The 14744-nt window shown below is 72.3% G+C and carries 14 protein-coding genes; 6 read left to right on the forward strand and 8 right to left on the reverse strand.

The window, feature by feature from the left end:
* Nucleotides 1–10: 10 nt before the first annotated feature.
* From ACFW2Y_RS28620 to ACFW2Y_RS28635, 4 genes are all read right to left on the reverse strand, one after another.
* Nucleotides 11–193: a hypothetical protein gene (locus tag ACFW2Y_RS28620; RefSeq protein ID WP_384884983.1), complete on the reverse strand. Its 183-nt coding sequence runs from the start codon at nt 191–193 to the stop codon at nt 11–13.
* A gap of 125 nt (nt 194–318) precedes the next feature.
* Complete coding sequence (locus tag ACFW2Y_RS28625) at nt 319–1200, reverse strand: SDR family oxidoreductase (RefSeq protein WP_384884985.1); 882 nt, start codon at nt 1198–1200, stop codon at nt 319–321.
* Nucleotides 1197–2111 (reverse strand): alpha/beta fold hydrolase, encoded by a 915-nt coding sequence (locus ACFW2Y_RS28630; protein WP_384884986.1) that lies wholly within the window; start codon nt 2109–2111, stop codon nt 1197–1199. The genes ACFW2Y_RS28625 and ACFW2Y_RS28630 overlap by 4 nt, the downstream gene beginning before the upstream one ends.
* Nucleotides 2108–3727, reverse strand: coding sequence for a flavin-containing monooxygenase (locus ACFW2Y_RS28635; protein ID WP_384884988.1), 1620 nt, complete (start codon nt 3725–3727; stop codon nt 2108–2110). Before ACFW2Y_RS28635 ends, ACFW2Y_RS28630 begins: the two co-directional genes overlap by 4 nt.
* Before the next feature lie 238 nt (nt 3728–3965).
* On the opposite strand from ACFW2Y_RS28635, the gene ACFW2Y_RS28640 reads away from it, so the two are divergent.
* Nucleotides 3966–4586 (forward strand): MerR family transcriptional regulator, encoded by a 621-nt coding sequence (locus tag ACFW2Y_RS28640; RefSeq protein ID WP_384885008.1) that lies wholly within the window; start codon nt 3966–3968, stop codon nt 4584–4586.
* A gap of 105 nt (nt 4587–4691) precedes the next feature.
* Here the strand turns inward: ACFW2Y_RS28640 and ACFW2Y_RS28645 are convergent, their stop codons facing one another.
* The gene (locus tag ACFW2Y_RS28645; RefSeq protein ID WP_384884990.1) at nt 4692–5495 is read right to left on the reverse strand and encodes an exodeoxyribonuclease III; all 804 of its coding nucleotides are present in this window, start codon (nt 5493–5495) and stop codon (nt 4692–4694) included.
* A 50-nt stretch (nt 5496–5545) separates the two neighbouring features.
* On the opposite strand from ACFW2Y_RS28645, the gene ACFW2Y_RS28650 reads away from it, so the two are divergent.
* The 4 genes from ACFW2Y_RS28650 to ACFW2Y_RS28665 all read left to right on the forward strand — a co-directional run bounded on the left by ACFW2Y_RS28650 (nt 5546) and on the right by ACFW2Y_RS28665 (nt 9895).
* Nucleotides 5546–6025, forward strand: a complete 480-nt coding sequence (locus tag ACFW2Y_RS28650; RefSeq protein ID WP_384884992.1) for a GNAT family N-acetyltransferase — start codon at nt 5546–5548, stop codon at nt 6023–6025.
* Nucleotides 6026–6151: 126 nt separating this feature from the next.
* On the forward strand, nt 6152–7000 hold the full coding sequence (locus tag ACFW2Y_RS28655) for a DUF3592 domain-containing protein (protein ID WP_384884994.1): 849 nt from the start codon (nt 6152–6154) through the stop codon (nt 6998–7000).
* 599 nt (nt 7001–7599) lie between these two features.
* Nucleotides 7600–8532 carry a collagenase gene (locus ACFW2Y_RS28660; RefSeq protein WP_384884996.1) on the forward strand — a complete coding sequence of 311 codons (933 nt, stop codon included), beginning with the start codon at nt 7600–7602 and terminating at the stop codon, nt 8530–8532.
* A gap of 364 nt (nt 8533–8896) precedes the next feature.
* The gene (locus tag ACFW2Y_RS28665) at nt 8897–9895 is read left to right on the forward strand and encodes a hypothetical protein (RefSeq protein ID WP_384884998.1); all 999 of its coding nucleotides are present in this window, start codon (nt 8897–8899) and stop codon (nt 9893–9895) included.
* Nucleotides 9896–9949: 54 nt separating this feature from the next.
* Here the strand turns inward: ACFW2Y_RS28665 and ACFW2Y_RS28670 are convergent, their stop codons facing one another.
* Complete coding sequence (locus tag ACFW2Y_RS28670; protein ID WP_384885000.1) at nt 9950–10768, reverse strand: DUF4253 domain-containing protein; 819 nt, start codon at nt 10766–10768, stop codon at nt 9950–9952.
* A 137-nt stretch (nt 10769–10905) separates the two neighbouring features.
* Nucleotides 10906–11718, reverse strand: coding sequence for a helix-turn-helix domain-containing protein (locus ACFW2Y_RS28675; RefSeq protein WP_384885002.1), 813 nt, complete (start codon nt 11716–11718; stop codon nt 10906–10908).
* 247 nt (nt 11719–11965) lie between these two features.
* Between ACFW2Y_RS28675 and ACFW2Y_RS28680 the strand changes: the two genes are divergently transcribed.
* Nucleotides 11966–12976: an MBL fold metallo-hydrolase gene (locus ACFW2Y_RS28680; protein WP_384885004.1), complete on the forward strand. Its 1011-nt coding sequence runs from the start codon at nt 11966–11968 to the stop codon at nt 12974–12976.
* 320 nt (nt 12977–13296) lie between these two features.
* Here the strand turns inward: ACFW2Y_RS28680 and ACFW2Y_RS28685 are convergent, their stop codons facing one another.
* On the reverse strand, nt 13297–14397 hold the full coding sequence (locus ACFW2Y_RS28685) for a hypothetical protein (RefSeq protein ID WP_384885006.1): 1101 nt from the start codon (nt 14395–14397) through the stop codon (nt 13297–13299).
* Nucleotides 14398–14744: the final 347 nt, after the last annotated feature.

A 14744-nucleotide genomic window follows, 5' to 3' on the forward strand; every position in this document is an offset into this window, starting at 1 on the left:
CGGGCCGACGTCAGGCGTCGTAGTCCTGGTTCAGGCGGTCCTGGGCCTCCTGCTCGGCCCGACGGCTCTCCTCGGAGCGCCCGCGTCCCTGGGAGGCGCGCTCGGAAGCCTCGTCCTTCGCCCTGCCCGCGGCCTGCTTGGCCTGCTGCTTGAGCTGCTCCGCCTTGTCCTTGAACTGGTCTGCCATGCCCATGAAGGTTCCCTCCTAGAAGGGTGTCGAGGGGGGCCGGGGCGATGTGCCCCGCCGGCCTCGACCAGCCTTGCACGAGCGAACATTCCACGCATTTCGATCAGTTCCGGTCGATGCGGGTCCCGCCGTCAGACGTGCCCCTTCCGCGCCTGCTCGTCCGCCGCCCCGCCCGCACCCACCAGGCCCTTGGAGACCGACCCCAGACGCGGCTCGAAGCGCTCCACCTCCCGACGGCCGACGGTGGCGATCAGGCCGGGCAGGTAGCCGCGGACCGACTGCATCCCGCGCAGCCACCACTGGGCGTACACGTGCGCCGAGCGCCGCTCGATGCCCGCCACGATCCGGTCGACGGCCGGACCCAGCGGGTACGTGCGGTTCGAGGGCCACGGCAGCCGCTGCCGCAGCTCCTTCATCACGTCGTCCTGGTCGGCGCCCCGCACCATGTCCGTGTCGGTCCAGGAGAGGTAACCGACGCCGACCTTCACGCCCTTGTACGCCACCTCGGCGCGCAGGCTGTGGGCGAAGGCCTCGACGCCCGACTTGGAGGCGCAGTAGGCCGTCATCATCGGGGCCGGGGTGACGGCCGCGAGCGAGGCGATCTGGAGGAAGTAGCCCCGGGACTCCATGAGGACGGGCAGAAACGCCCGACCCGTCACCGCGCCGCCGATCAGATTGACCTCGATGACCCGCCGCCAGGCGACCGGATCGGATTCGACGAAGGGCCCGCCCGCCGCGACCCCCGCATTGGCGACGACGACGTCGACCTTCCCGAACCGCTCCTTCACCTCGGCCGCGACCCGGGCCATCGCCTCGTGGTCGGTGACGTCGGCGTGCCACCAGTCGGCCTCCGTGTGCAGCTGCCCGGCGACCTCCTTGAGCAGCTCCGGTTCCAGGCCGACCAGCGCGATCTTCGCACCGCGCGCGGAGAGCTTGCGGGCGAGGAGCTCCCCGACGCCGCGCGCTCCTCCGGTGACGACCGCGACCTGCCCTTCCAGGCTCGTCCTGCTCATGCCTCTGCCTCCTCGTTCTCCTTCACGCCCAGGTACGTGAGGGTCAGTTCGCGGATCTGCGCGGTGACGGCCTCCGGGGCCTCCACCGGGGTCATGTGGCCCATGCCGGCCAGCTGGACGAGCCCCGTGCAGTGGGGCAGGGCGTCCGCCATCGCCCGGGAGTGGGCGGGCGGGGTGAGCCGGTCGGCGCTGCCGACGAGCACGGCCACCGGGAGCCGCAGCGCCCGCAGCCCCCGTTCCAGGTCGAGTCCGGCCAGGACCTGCGACCAGCCGTACCGGGCCCGGCGCGGGCAGGCGTGCACGATCCGGGCGCAGGCCTCGACCTTCTCCGGCGCCGAACCAGGTCCCATCGTCGCGTACTTGAGGACCTTCTTCGAGACGGCGTTGACCGGGCCGAGCGGAGCCTTCGCCCCGAGGACGGCGCCGGTCAGCCGGGTCCGCAGGCCTCCCGGCCGCAGCGGGACGACGGTGGCCTCGGCGGTCAGCCGCGAGGGTCCGGTGGAGCAGAGCAGGACCGCGGCGGCGTGCTGCCTCAGGGCGGGCCGCTCGGCAGCCGCCATGATCGTCATGCCGCCCATCGAGTGACCGGCCAGGACGGCCCGCTCCCCGGGGCCCAGGGTCGCCGCGAGCACCGCTTCCAGGTCGTCGGCGAGCGCCGTGGTCGAGTACCCGCCGGAGCCGGGTTCGGGGGACCGCCCGTGACCGCGCTGGTCGTAGGCGATGACCCGGTGATCGGCGGCGAGGGCGCGTATCTGTGCGGCCCAGAAGGCGATCGAGCAGGTCCAGCCGTGGGCGAGGACCACGGCGGGCGCGCCCTCGGGGCCGTACACCTCGACGTGGATCGGTGAGCCGTCGGCGGAGACGGCCGTCAGGGAGCGGGACCCGGGGAGCGGGGTCAGGTGCCGGTTCACTGGGCCGCCTCCGTCTTCTGCGGGGTCTTGTGCGAGGTCTTCCGGGGGTTCTTCTGCGGGGCCTTCGGGGTGCCGACGGCGTCCTGGGGCGCCTTCCGGGCCTTCTCCCCGGTGCCGTTCCGGGGGGCGAGGGCCGGGGCGGGGCGGGGAGCGCGGATCACCTCGTACTCGGAGAGGTCGACCCGTCGGGTCTCGCGCCGGAACTCCCCGGTCGTCCCCGGCCAGAGCGTGGTGTTGCGGCCGTTGGCGTCGAGGTACCAGCTCTCGCAGCCGCCGGACTTCCAGACGGTCCGCTCCATCCGGTTCTGCACCTTGCGGTTCCAGGCGCCGACGGCGGAGGGCCGGACGGCGAGGGCGGCGCGCCCCCCGAGCATGGTGAGTTGGCGCAGGTAGTCGGCCATGTAACTGAGCTGGGACTCGATCATGAGGATCATCGAGGAGTTCCCGAGGCCCGTGTTGGGGCCGATGATCGTCATGAAGTTGGGGAAGCCGGCCGCGGTGGCGCCGCGCAGTGCGGCCATGCCGTCCTTCCAGACCTCGGCGAGCGAGCGGCCGTCGGCACCGATGACGCGGGAGGCGATCGGCATGTCGGTGACGTGGAAGCCGGTGCCGAAGACGATCGCGTCGACCTCGGTCTCGGTCCCGTCCGCGCCGACGAGGGTCGAGCCGCGGACCTCGCGGAGCCCGGCGGCGACGACGTCGACGTTGGGTTGGGCGACCGCCGGGTAGTAGGTGTTGGACAGCAGAATGCGCTTGCAGCCGATGCGGTACGAAGGGGTCAGCTTCTCCCTCAGCACCGGGTCCTTGACGGACTTGGCGATGTTGGCCTTGGCGAGCCGCTCGACCGGGCCCAGTTCGCCCGGGTGCTTGGTGAAGGCGCCGACCTGGAGTTCGCGGATGCCCCAGAGCAGGCCGCGGCGGAGGGTTCCGGTGACGGGCAGGGCGCGGTGGAGCCAGCGCTCGGGTCCGGTGATGGCCCGGTCCATGCGGCGCATCACCCACGGGGGCGTGCGCTGGAAGAGGGTCAGTCGGCCGACCTTCGGCTGGATCGCGGGCACGATCTGGATGGCGGAGGCGCCGGTGCCGATCATGGCGACGCGCTTGCCGGTGAGGTCGTAGTCGTGGTCCCAGCGGGCCGAGTGGAAGACCTTGCCGGGGAAGTCGGCGAGGCCCGGGACGTCGGGGATCCTGGGGTCGGAGAGCGGGCCGGTCGCGGAGACGACGACCTCGGCGCTGAAGGATCCGGCGCTCGTCTCGATCTCCCAGTGCAGCGCCTCGGCGTCCCACTCCATGCGCAGCACCTCGTGGTTCAGGCGCAGGTGGGGGCGGATCCCGAAGGTGTCGGTGACGTGTTCCAGATAGGCGCGGATGTGCCGCTGGCCGGAGAAGGTCCGGGGCCAGTCGGGGTTGGGCGCGAAGGAGAAGGAGTACAGGTGGGAGGGGACGTCGCAGGCGCAGCCGGGGTAGCTGTTGTCGCGCCAGGTGCCGCCCACGGAGTCGGCCCGTTCCAGGACCACGAAGTCAGTGATCCCTTCGCGGCGGAGCCGGACGGCGGCGCCGAGGCCACCGAATCCCGATCCGATCACCGCCACCCGTACGTGCTCGTGCTTCGCCATGCCGCCTCCCGCACACCAACCAATTACGCCAGCAATCACTGGCACAGTCGGGACTGTAGAGCAGCTCCATACCGAGCGGTAGGGGTCCGGCGAGGGAAAGTTACCGGCGGTACAACATAGGCTGGCGACCGTGGCAGAAGGATCACGTCCCGAGACGGGCGCACAGGACGGCCCGCACGACACGGCGGACGGGGGCGCGGGTGACGCCCCGACGGTCGGCTCCGCGCGCGAGTACCGCATGGAAGAACTGGCCACCGCCGCCGGCATCACCGTGCGCACCCTGCGCTTCTACCGCGAACGCGGCCTGATCCCGCCGCCCCGCCGCGAAGGGCGGATCGCCTGGTACGACGACAGCCACCTCGCCCGGCTCCGCACCATCGCCGCCCTGCTGGAACGCGGCCACACCCTCAACGGCATCGCCGACCTCACCGCCGCCTTCGAGAGCGGGCGCAACGTCCGCGAGGTCCTCGCCCTGCCCGCCCCCTCCGAGGAAGAGCCGGTCCGCCTGACCCCGGGGGAACTCGCCGACCACTTCGCCGGAGAGGTCACCGCCGAGAACCTCGCCACCGCGCTCGACCTCGGCTACCTGGTCACCGACGGCGAGGAGATCGTCCACATCAGCCGACGCCTCCTCGACGTCTCCGCCGCCCTCGTCCGGGAGGGCGTCCCGCTCGCCGAGGTCCTCAAGGCGGGCGCCCGGGTCCGCGAACACGCCGAGGCCCTCGCCGAACTCTTCACCGAGCTCCTCCGCACCCACGCCGCCGAGAACGACCCGTGGCGCCTGCGTCCGCTCGCCAAGAGCGTGGTGGAGGCGGAACTGTCACTGGCCCTGGACAGGCGCCTGCGCGAAGCCCCCTGACGGCCCCGGGGAGGCGGGGCAGGGGCGGGGCGGCCCGCCCCGACGGACGCCCCCGGGGTGCGCGGCGCCCGATGACGACGGGAGGCCGTCCGCCCCCCGCCCCCACTAGAGGTCGTACACCGCCGTCACGGGAGCGTGGTCGCTCCACCGCTCCCCGTGCGTGGCGGCCCGCTCCACGTGCGCCTTGACGGCCTTCGCGGCCAGCCCGGGCGTGGCCATCTGGTAGTCGATCCGCCAACCACTGTCGTTATCGAAGGCCCGCCCCCGGTAGGACCACCAGGAGTAGGGCCCCTCCTGCTCGGGGTGGAGGGCGCGCAGGACGTCGACGTACCCCCCATCGCCCTCGTCGAGGACCCGGGAGAGCCACTCCCGCTCCTCGGGGAGGAAGCCGGCGTTCTTCCGGTTGGCCTTCCAGTTCTTGAGGTCGGCCTCCTGGTGGGCGATGTTCCAGTCGCCGCAGACGACGACCTCGCGCCCCCCGGCGGCGGCGCGGGCCCTGAGCTCCTTGAGGTACGGCAGGAACTCGTCCATGAACCGGTGCTTCTCGTCCTGCCGCTCGGTGCCGACCTCGCCGGACGGCAGGTAGAGGCTGGCGACGGTCACCCCGGGCAGGTCCACCTCGACGTACCGGCCGCTGACGTCGAACTCGGTGGACCCGAAGCCGACCCGCACGGCATCGGGCTCGCGCCGCGTGTAGAGGGAGACGCCGGCGCGCCCCTTGGCGGCGGCGGGCGCGTGGACGGTGGACCAGCCCTCGGGCGCGCGCACCTCGGGCGGCAGCTGCGCCTCCTCGGCGCGGACCTCCTGGAGGCAGACGGCATCGGCGGAGGTGCCGGCCAGCCACTCGACGAAGCCCTTCTTGGCGGCGGCACGGAGGCCATTGACATTCGCAGTCGTGACAGTGAGCATCCCGGGAGAATACCGACAGGCCCATACCGCACACATATACATTGATTCGCATGAACATCCAGCCCACGCCCTACGACCACCCCGACGCCGTCAAGCTCAACGACGCCGTCCAGGCGGAGTACGCCGTCCGCTACGGCGACGAGGGCGACGCCACACCGCTGGACGCCGACATGTTCGTCCCGCCCCACGGCCTCTACCTCCTCGCGTACGACCCCGAGGGCCGCCCGGTCGCCACGGGCGGCTGGCGCAGCCAGGAGGAGAACGAGCAGGGCTACGCGGACGGCGACGCCGAACTGAAGCGGATGTACGTGGTCCCCGAGGCCCGCGGCCTGGGCCTCGCCCGCCGCATCCTCGCCGCCCTCGAAGCCGATGCCCGTGCCGCCGGCCGCACCCGCATGGTCCTGGAGACGGGCACCGCCCAGCCGGAGGCCATCGCCCTCTACGCCTCCAGCGGCTACGCCCCCTGCGCCCGGTTCGGCCACTACCGCAACCACCCCCAGAGCCGCTGCTTCGCCAAGTCGCTGGCCTGAGGCCCGACACGGCCTGAGGCCCGACGCGGCTTGAGGCCCGACGCGGTCGTGGGCCGGCGGGACGGCTGGCCGCCCCTCCGGCACGCCCCGGCGTGTGTAGCCTGCCGGGAAAGGGGGGTGCGGTCGATGGAGAAGGTGCTGCGCGGAATCGACGGCGAGCTCCGGTTCGACGGCGAACTCGTCACCGTGATCCGCCCCGGCGAAACGGTGACCCTGCCGCTGGCGGACGTCATCCGCGTCTCGCTGCTGTCCACCTCCGACCGGACGGCCGTCCGCTTGGACGCCGAGGAACGGACGCACGGCTTCGTGGACACCGTCTCGTACGCGGTGGCCAGCCAGGACGACGCCGCCGCGCGCTCCTTCCACGACGCCCTGGCCACGGTGGTGCCGCCGCGCCCGAGCACGACCGCGCCCGCCACGCCCGCCCCTCAGGTCTTCGTGCCCCTCGTCCCCGTCCGCCCCCCGCGCATCGGCCGGCCCCGGCCGGGGGTCGCCCTGGCCACGGGCCTGGTCGGGTACGCGGTCCTCCTGCTGCTGGGCTTCCTGTTGGCCGATCCGAGGCCGACGGCGAGCCGCATCGGTCTCCTCCACCTGGCCCTCCTCGTCGGCGGCCTCTTCACCGCCGTGGGCTGGCGCCTCGCGTCCGTGCCGATCGTCCTGTTCCGGCGCGGTGTCCGCACACCGGCCACCGTGGTGCGGGAGTGGGTCAACCCCCGCAGCGTGACCCCCCGGTACCGGTTCACGACCGCCGGGGGCGTCGTCCACGTCGAGGACTCGTCCCTCCTCCGGGCGAGCAGCCACCGCGCCGACACGGTCGTGGTCCGGTACGACCCGAAGAGGCCGAGCCGGGTCATCCACGGATGGGGGCTGCGCGAGCTGGTCGCGGGCCTGTTCTTCTTCGTGCTGGGCATCGGGATCGTGCTCGGTGCGCTCGGCGAGCTCGCCGCAGCCCTCTTGGTCCGGAGCACGCCGTGAAGGTCCCCTCCGGTCCACGGCGCGCCCCGGGCGGACGGCTCCCGCGCCGACGTCACGGCACTCGTGCCGGTACTGCTCCACGACGAACCGGCTGACCCGGCGTCACGCATCCGGACGGGCCGCTCCGGTCCTCCGCGGAGTCCTTTCGACGTGCCCCCGGGCGGAGCGGGCCCGGGGGCACGTACGAGCCGCCGGAGCCCGGTGTCCATGTCCGCCGCACCGTCGTTGTGCAGCGCAGGAGGTAGCGATCCGGTTCGCGCTCCCCGGACGCCCCCGGTGCGGGTGACGAAGGTGCGTTGATGACCGCGTTTTCCTCTCGGGGTGCCGCCGGGCGACCTGCTGACGGCGTGTTGGAGGGCCGACCTGCCGGCCCCGCCGCTCCCGGCCCGCTGAGAACGGAGCGCATCGCCGCGCCCCTCGCGAAGGGCGCCCGGCGCGCAGGCCGACCGGGGGTCGGCGGCCGTGGGGTGCTACCGCGGGGCGAAGACGGGCTCGACGAGGCTCGGTGAACAATATTGAAAAGCTATGTGACATGTGCCATTTTACTGCGCAGCCCGTCACGGACGGGTCCCCTCCCTCCCTTCCCCCAGGAGCGAACCTTGCGCGTCTTGGCCCTCGCCACCGCCCTGTTCATCGCTGCCGCCGCAGCCGCCCCCGCCCACGCCGCCCCGGTCGAATCCGTCGCGGACCACGTCTTCACCGACCCGGCCCAACGCCCGGCCCACGGCAAGGCCAAGGGCACTCCCGGCGGCCCCGGCGGCGGCGGTCTGGAATCACGGATCCTGTCGATCGTCCACGACTGCAGCCCGTCGCTGCGGATCCGGGCACAGGAGATGACCACCGCCCAACTCGAAGCGACCTGTGCGAGCCTGGCCAACCAGGACGCCTACTTCCACGGCGTGGTGAAGGACTCGGGTCCGGTCGCGGACGACTACAACACCACCCTGGAGGTCGACGTCTTCAACTCGAGCGCCGACTACAAGAACTACGCGCGGAAGATCTACGGCATCGACACCAACAACGGCGGCATGTACCTGGAGGGAGACCCCTCCAAGGCCGGCAACCAGCCGCGGTTCATATGCTACGAACGCACCGACGTGAGCCCCGGTTGGCAGATCTGGAACCTCAACCACGAGTACACGCACTACCTCGACGGCCGCTTCGACCTGTACGGCGACTTCAACGCCAGCCAGACCACGCCGACCGTGTGGTGGGGCGAGGGCATCGCGGAGTACGTCTCCTACTCGTACCGCGGCGTCACCTACGCCAACGCGGTGGCCGAGGCGGGCAAGCACACCTACTCCCTGCGCACCCTGTTCGACACCACCTACGCCAACAGCGACGTCAACCGCACCTACAACTGGGGCTACCTCGCCGCCCGTTACATGGTCGAGGAGCACCCCGCCGACGTGGCCACCGTACTCGGCCACTACCGCACCGGGGACTGGGCCGCCGCACGCTCCTTCCTCACCTCGCTGGACTACGAGAGCGACTGGAACGCCTGGCTGACGGCGGTGGCCGCGGGCGCCTGACCCGTACGCCCGAGGGGCCCGCAGACGTCCGGGCCGGCAGACGTCCGGGCCGGCAGACGTCCGGGCCGGCAGCGGGCCGGTCAGGTCGCCGGTGCCGGCCGGGAACACGCCCCGTGGACGACCGCCACCACAGCAATCTGGAGGTTGTTCCACCACCCCCGGGCTGAGGACGATGAGCCCGTCCCGCCCTCCGCCCCGTCGCATCAGGAGACACCGGTGCCCCACATGGCGATCCCCCGTGGGGCACCGGCCGCGCTCCCCACGTGCCGGAAGGCCGTGATCGCGCCCCTCGGGGCCTTCACGGAGCACAGAACCTGGCGTGACCCACCTCCTTGACGTCCCCCTTCGGGAAAGGCGGCACGACATGGCTCAGACGGTACGGCGGTCGCCCGGCGACCGCTCCCGGCCGGAACCGGCGACGGAACCGACCGTCCCCGCCCCCTCCTTCTTCTTCAACGGCCACGTGCCGCGCCGACGCGCGCTGGTCATCGTGGTCAGCGCCCTGTTCGGGTTCGCCCTCACGGTGGTGTGGTCGGCGAGCTTCGTCGACCGGACCATCGGCGACACCGTCGCGGACTCCCTCCTCGGCCACGCCGCCAAGGAGACCCCGATCACGGGCGTCCTGGCCGGCATCACCTTCGCCCTGGCCACCGGCGTCGCGGGCACGTTCACCGCCTGCAACGTCGCCGTCTTCAGCGCGCTGGCACCCCTGAGCGGCGCCGGATCCACCACCCGCCGGGGCCGCATGGCCGCCGCCCTCCGCCCGCTGAGCCGGATCGCGCTCGGCGCGGTCGTGGTGTCGGCCTCCTACGGCGTGGTGGTCGCCCTGTTCGGCACCGCCATGCCGCAGTTCGAGCAGAGCCAGGGCGGCGGCGGAGGCTTCTCCGGGCGGCTGATCCAGGCGATGGTGGTCTACGGACTGATCGGCCTGATCATGGCCTACCTCGGGCTGGCCGCGCTGGGACTGCTGCGCGACCCGCTGGCGAAGCTGACGCACCGGTTCCCGAACGCCCCGCTCTACTTCATGGGCAGCCTCATCGGGGCCTTCCTCATCGGACGCCCGTTCGCGCTGTTCCGCCTGTTGTTCCGGGACACCGCCGAGAGCGGCAACGCACTGTACGCGGCACTCGGGTTCTCCCTGCAGAGCATCGGCAACATCCTGGTGATGTCCCTGTTGTTCCTGCTCGTCACCGGCCTCCTCGGGGACCGGCTGCACCGCTGGATGACCGCCCGCCCGAGCCGCGCCTCGGCCCTGATGGCAGCAGCCTTCATCGCGGCCGGCGTGTTCCTGGTCCTCTACTGGGACGTACGGATCCTCGCCCGGCGCGACCTGATCTGGTACCCGATGGCCCCCTGGGCCTGAGCGCCCCCGTACACCCCGGCCGGGAACCACCCCGGCCGGGAACCACTCCGGCGGTCAGTCGTCCCAGTGGTGGACCCAGGTGCGCCGCCCGAGGAGTTCGCGGGCGGCGTACTCCTCCAACGTGCGGTGCGGACTGCGGTCGAGGTCGTCCGGGCAGAAGGCGGCGTGCTCGGCCGCCACGGCCACCGCCTCGTCCAGCGTGGTGGGCGGTGCGGCGACCGAGAGGACGAGCCGGTTCGCGGTGAGCGCCACGACCCGGGTGCCGAAGCGCTCGTCCCAACTGCGCAGGACGGCGCTGAGGACACCGGCGTCGTCCTCGTGCTGCAGCGCGCCGGCCCAGCCGATGGCCGCGGGTATGTCGGCGTTGCATTCGGCGGACACCAGGGCGAGACGGGGTTCCTCCAACCAGGAGTCGTCACCGGAGAGGGCATCGGCCAGTTGGGCGGCCTGTGCATCGGGGTCGACCCCGGACGACACCGCCCCGGCGAGTCCCGGCCACGGCGCGTCGAAGGGGGCCACCACTCCCCCGGCCCGCTTCTCCCGGAGCTCGTTCCAGTGGTAGGACAACATCTCGTCGGCGCCCAGGTCCTCCGGATAGGACAGGTTTCCGCACAACAGGTCCCACCCCTCCGGGTCGCCCAACGGGCCGCCGACGTCCACCAGCACCGGCGCGAGCTCCGCCGCCCGGCGCGCGGCCGCCTCCGCCGACCACTGCCCGGGCACGACGCGCGCATCGGCCAGCCACATCACCGGATGTATCCAGGGCCCCTGGTACGTCTCGTTCAACAGTCTCCCCGGGGGGAGGTCGAGCCCGAGCGTCCGTCCGCTCGGATCGTCCACGAGCCGGGGCAAGTTGTTCGTCTCCGTCAGCATGCGACGACCCTAGGGGAGGGGTCCGACAACTCCACTCGCGGCGGGGCCCCGACGACATGGCAGGAGGTCGCCCCGCCCCCGTGGACGCCTCCCGCGCTCGGCGCTCGACGATCGACCGGGAGTACCGCCGGGCACCGTCAGGGAGGGCCGAGCAGGGCGCGCAGGGCGCCCGGAGTGTGTCCGGTGGCCCGGCGCAGCGCGTGCGTCATATGCGCCTGATCGGTGAAGCCGAGGTCGGCCGCGAGCGCGACGAGCCGGGTGTCGCCCTGGGCGATGCGGTCGAGGGCCTGAGCGGTCCTCAGCCGACTGCGGTGCTCGGTGAGGGTTCGACCGGTGGTCTCCCGGAAGGCACGACTGAGGTGGTGCGGTGAGCAACCGACCTCCCGCGCGAGGTCGGACAGGGAGATCCGGAGGTCGGCGGCGAGCACGGTGCGGGCGGAGTCGACCAGACGGCGCCGGCCGGTGGCACGCGGGGGAAGGCCGGCCCAGACGCGTTCCGGGGCGAGCGCGGACAGGACCTCGGCGGCGAGCCGGAGGGACAGCTCGGTCAGCTCGAACACATCGGCCCGGTTCCGGGCCCCGGCCGCCAGCACCCGCAGCCCCAGGGCCAGCCGCGGAGTGGTGAGGACGAGTCCTTGGGGCACCGCCGGATCACCGCCGAGCAACTCGGCCAACTGTGGCACGGACAGCACGATCTCGACGTACTCGTCGCCACCGTTCGGGTGCGCGAACTGCTGTTCGCTGCCCGGTCGTTCGACATAGACACTGGCCGGGTCGACAAGCTGCTCGACGCCATCGGCCCGGGCCAGGACGACTCCCCTGCGCACCATCACGAGCCCGAACACGGTCGCGGGGCGGAGCGCGGTCCACCCGTGCGGCGGATGCCGGCAGGACACCTCGGCAGCGTAGACGTCGTCCTCCCGCAACAGGCTGTGCCGTTCGACCGACATCCGCTCAGCATAGGACCGTGCCTCCGTGGAGGACCGCCTCCGGACCGCCTCCGGACCGCCTTCGGACCTCCGGAGACGTCGCGGCAGAACCGGGCGGCCCGCTTGCCCGTGGCGCGGTGGATCGCGCAAGACGCTACAAGCCCCGGACCGGTCATCGCCCCGAGCATGGAACACGGGTCGGCGCTCCGTACGGGGGCGGGGCGTCGGCCCGCGACCACCTCGCCCCCGGTCCCGGAAGGAGGCGTCGATGACGCCTGGTCACCACCCCTCCCACACGTCCCGGCGCAGCGTCCTGCGCTCGGCCGTGGCTGCCGCCATCACCGCTGGCGGCTTCGCCGCATGGCCCGCTCCGGCGAGTACGGCGCATGCCGCGACCCCGACCGTCACCGGCAGTTGGGCGGCCGAACGGCGCCTGGGCCGTTACCGGGTACGGGCACTCCTGGACGCCCACGGAACCTTTCCGATCGGCGCCCGGGCCGCCTTTCCCGACGCCGACCCGGACGCCTGGGACCGCGCACGGCTGCTCGACCCGGCGGCGTTCGGCCCCAAAGGCGCCTGGGAGCTCGACTTCCGCTGCTACCTCGTTCGGGGCCCCGGAGGGCGGCTCACCCTCTTCGACACCGGCATCGGACCGGTCGACAGTCCTGCCTCCGGCTGGGCACCGGTCCCGGGGCGCCTCCCGCGCGCACTCGCGACCGCGGGCGTCCGCCCCGGGGAGGTGGACACCGTCGTGCTCAGCCACCTCCACGAGGATCACTACGGCTGGTCGGTCACGTCCGACGGGACTCCCGTCTTCCCGAACGCCCACTACGTGGTCCAGCGGGCGGAGACCGCCGGGCTCACCGAGGAGCGGACGGCCTTCCGCCACGTCGTGGCCCCGCTGCGGCGCGCGGGCCTGCTCCGCGAGGCCGACGGCCGGTGCCGGCTGCCCGGCCCCCCGGGCGGCGGGCTGACCCTGCTGGCTACCCCGGGGCACACCCCGGGCCACCAGTCCCTGCTCGTCGAGGGGGCGGGCCGTCGATTGCTGGTCACCGGGGACCTCCTGGTGCACGCCGTCCAACTCGCCGATCCCTCGGTCGGCTACTCCTACGAGGCCGACCCCGCCCTCGCCCGTCGTACCCGTACCGCGGTCCTGGCCGAAGCCGCGCGCACCGGCACCGTCCTCGCCCCCTCGCACCTCAACCGCCCCTTCCTGTCACTGCCCGCCGCACCCCCCGCCCTCCCGATCGACGGGGCGTCCGGAGCTGCCGCGCCGTGACGCCGGGGGACGGCTCCACGGCTGACTCCGTGTCGGACCGGGGCGGTCGCGCGCCGCCGTCCACCACCCCCGAGCAGGCGTCGCACCAGCCCCGGAACGACGAAGATCCCGCCCGGTCTTGCGACCGGACGGGATCTCCTGACGTCCACGAGGGCTACTCGCGAACTGTCGTCCGTGGGATGTTCACGAACTCGCCCGAGCAAGCACCCCGTTGGCACACGATGATCGCTCCCCGAACCGGCGGAAATCGCTTCCCACTCCGCCCGACGGGCCTGGCTCCCCTCGACGAGTACGGCGAGACAAGAGCCGGGAGCACTCGGTCAACGGGGGCTCACGTCGACCAGTGCGGCCAACTGCTCGGCGGCTTCCCTACGGGCCGCCGCAGCGGCCTCCGACAGCCATTCACCGGCATCGAGCACCTCCTGCACCAGACGGGTCCGGGTCTCCTCCGCCTCGGTCAGGCCACCGGACACGGCATGCACGGCGTCCACCGACATGGAGCCTGTCGCCTGCGCGATCAGGTCGACGAAGTCTTCGTTGTGCGAGGTGATCTCCTGGACCTCCCTCCGTTCGCGCTCCACGGCGACCACCCGGTCCAGCCTGGCCTGGTACTCGACGAGGGCATCGGCCTGGCGTCGCACCACGTCGAAGACCGCGGCAAGGGCTTCCCGCTGGGGCTCAAGAGCGGCCAAAGCGCTCGGGGACCCGGCTGAGGCGGCACGGCTCTCCAGGCCATCGCGCAACCGCTGGCGCATCAAGAGGGTCCGCACGATGTGCCATTGATGCTCGGCGACGAGCTGCCGGGCCGTGGAGACGTCCGCGTCGGCACCGAGCGACTCGGCGGCCACCGCCACGGAACGCAGTACCCGCATCGTCGACACGGCGATGTTCCGTCCTTCCCCATCGAGGTCGTCGGACCGAACGTACTGGTCGCGGTAGTGCCGTTTCAGGCTGCTGCCGGCCCGGCCTCGATAGAAGGCGAGCAGCGCCCCGAGCCAGGCCACGTAGGCGGCGGCGACAGCCCCCATGGCCCGCGCCGGGAAGAACGGGAGGGCTATCAGTACGCCCGTGCCGAGGACACACGCCCATGCTGCTGCGGTCTCCCACTGCTCGGCCCTGAGCGTGACGAAGACCAACCCGAAGGTCAGGACGAATCCGGCGATCGCCCACTTCCCCCCGCTCGCCCCGGCCCAGGTGACGGACGCGAGCACAGTGAGGGTGCACAGGCTCCACAGGACCGGCGCCCACCGGGTGTTGCCCCTCTTCTTCCCCTCCTCGCGCGCGAGATCGCTCTTCTGGGCCTCCGTGAGGAGCAGTCGACGGTCGGAGACCAGTTTGTTCCGCACCGCCTCGGGCAACAGCGGATCCACGAAAACCAGATCCGCATCGTCCGTCGCATCGTTCTTCCGCGCATCATCCATGCTGAGCCCCCGCCCCGTGATGTTCCCCGCACCCGTGCTCATGATTCAAAAGGCCTCGGCGGCGGTCAAGGCTCGCACCCCGGCAGCAGGCCGGTCTCCTTGCGGCCGGGACACCACCGTCTCGTGCTGCCCTGCCGGTGGCTCCTCGCGCTCGCCGTCCCGCTTTTCGCTCCAACGCAGAGATCCCGCCCGGTCTTGCGACCGGACGGGATCTCCTGACGCCCACGAGGGCTACTCGCGAACTGTCGTCTGTGGGGTGTTCACGGGTGCCTCTGACCAGGTCCGCACAAGACCGAATGAAGATCGCTTCCCAAACCGACGGAGATCGTTTCCCACGTACACTGCCG

The organism is Streptomyces sp. NPDC058877 (assembly GCF_042742855.1).
Lineage (GTDB): Bacteria > Actinomycetota > Actinomycetes > Streptomycetales > Streptomycetaceae > Streptomyces.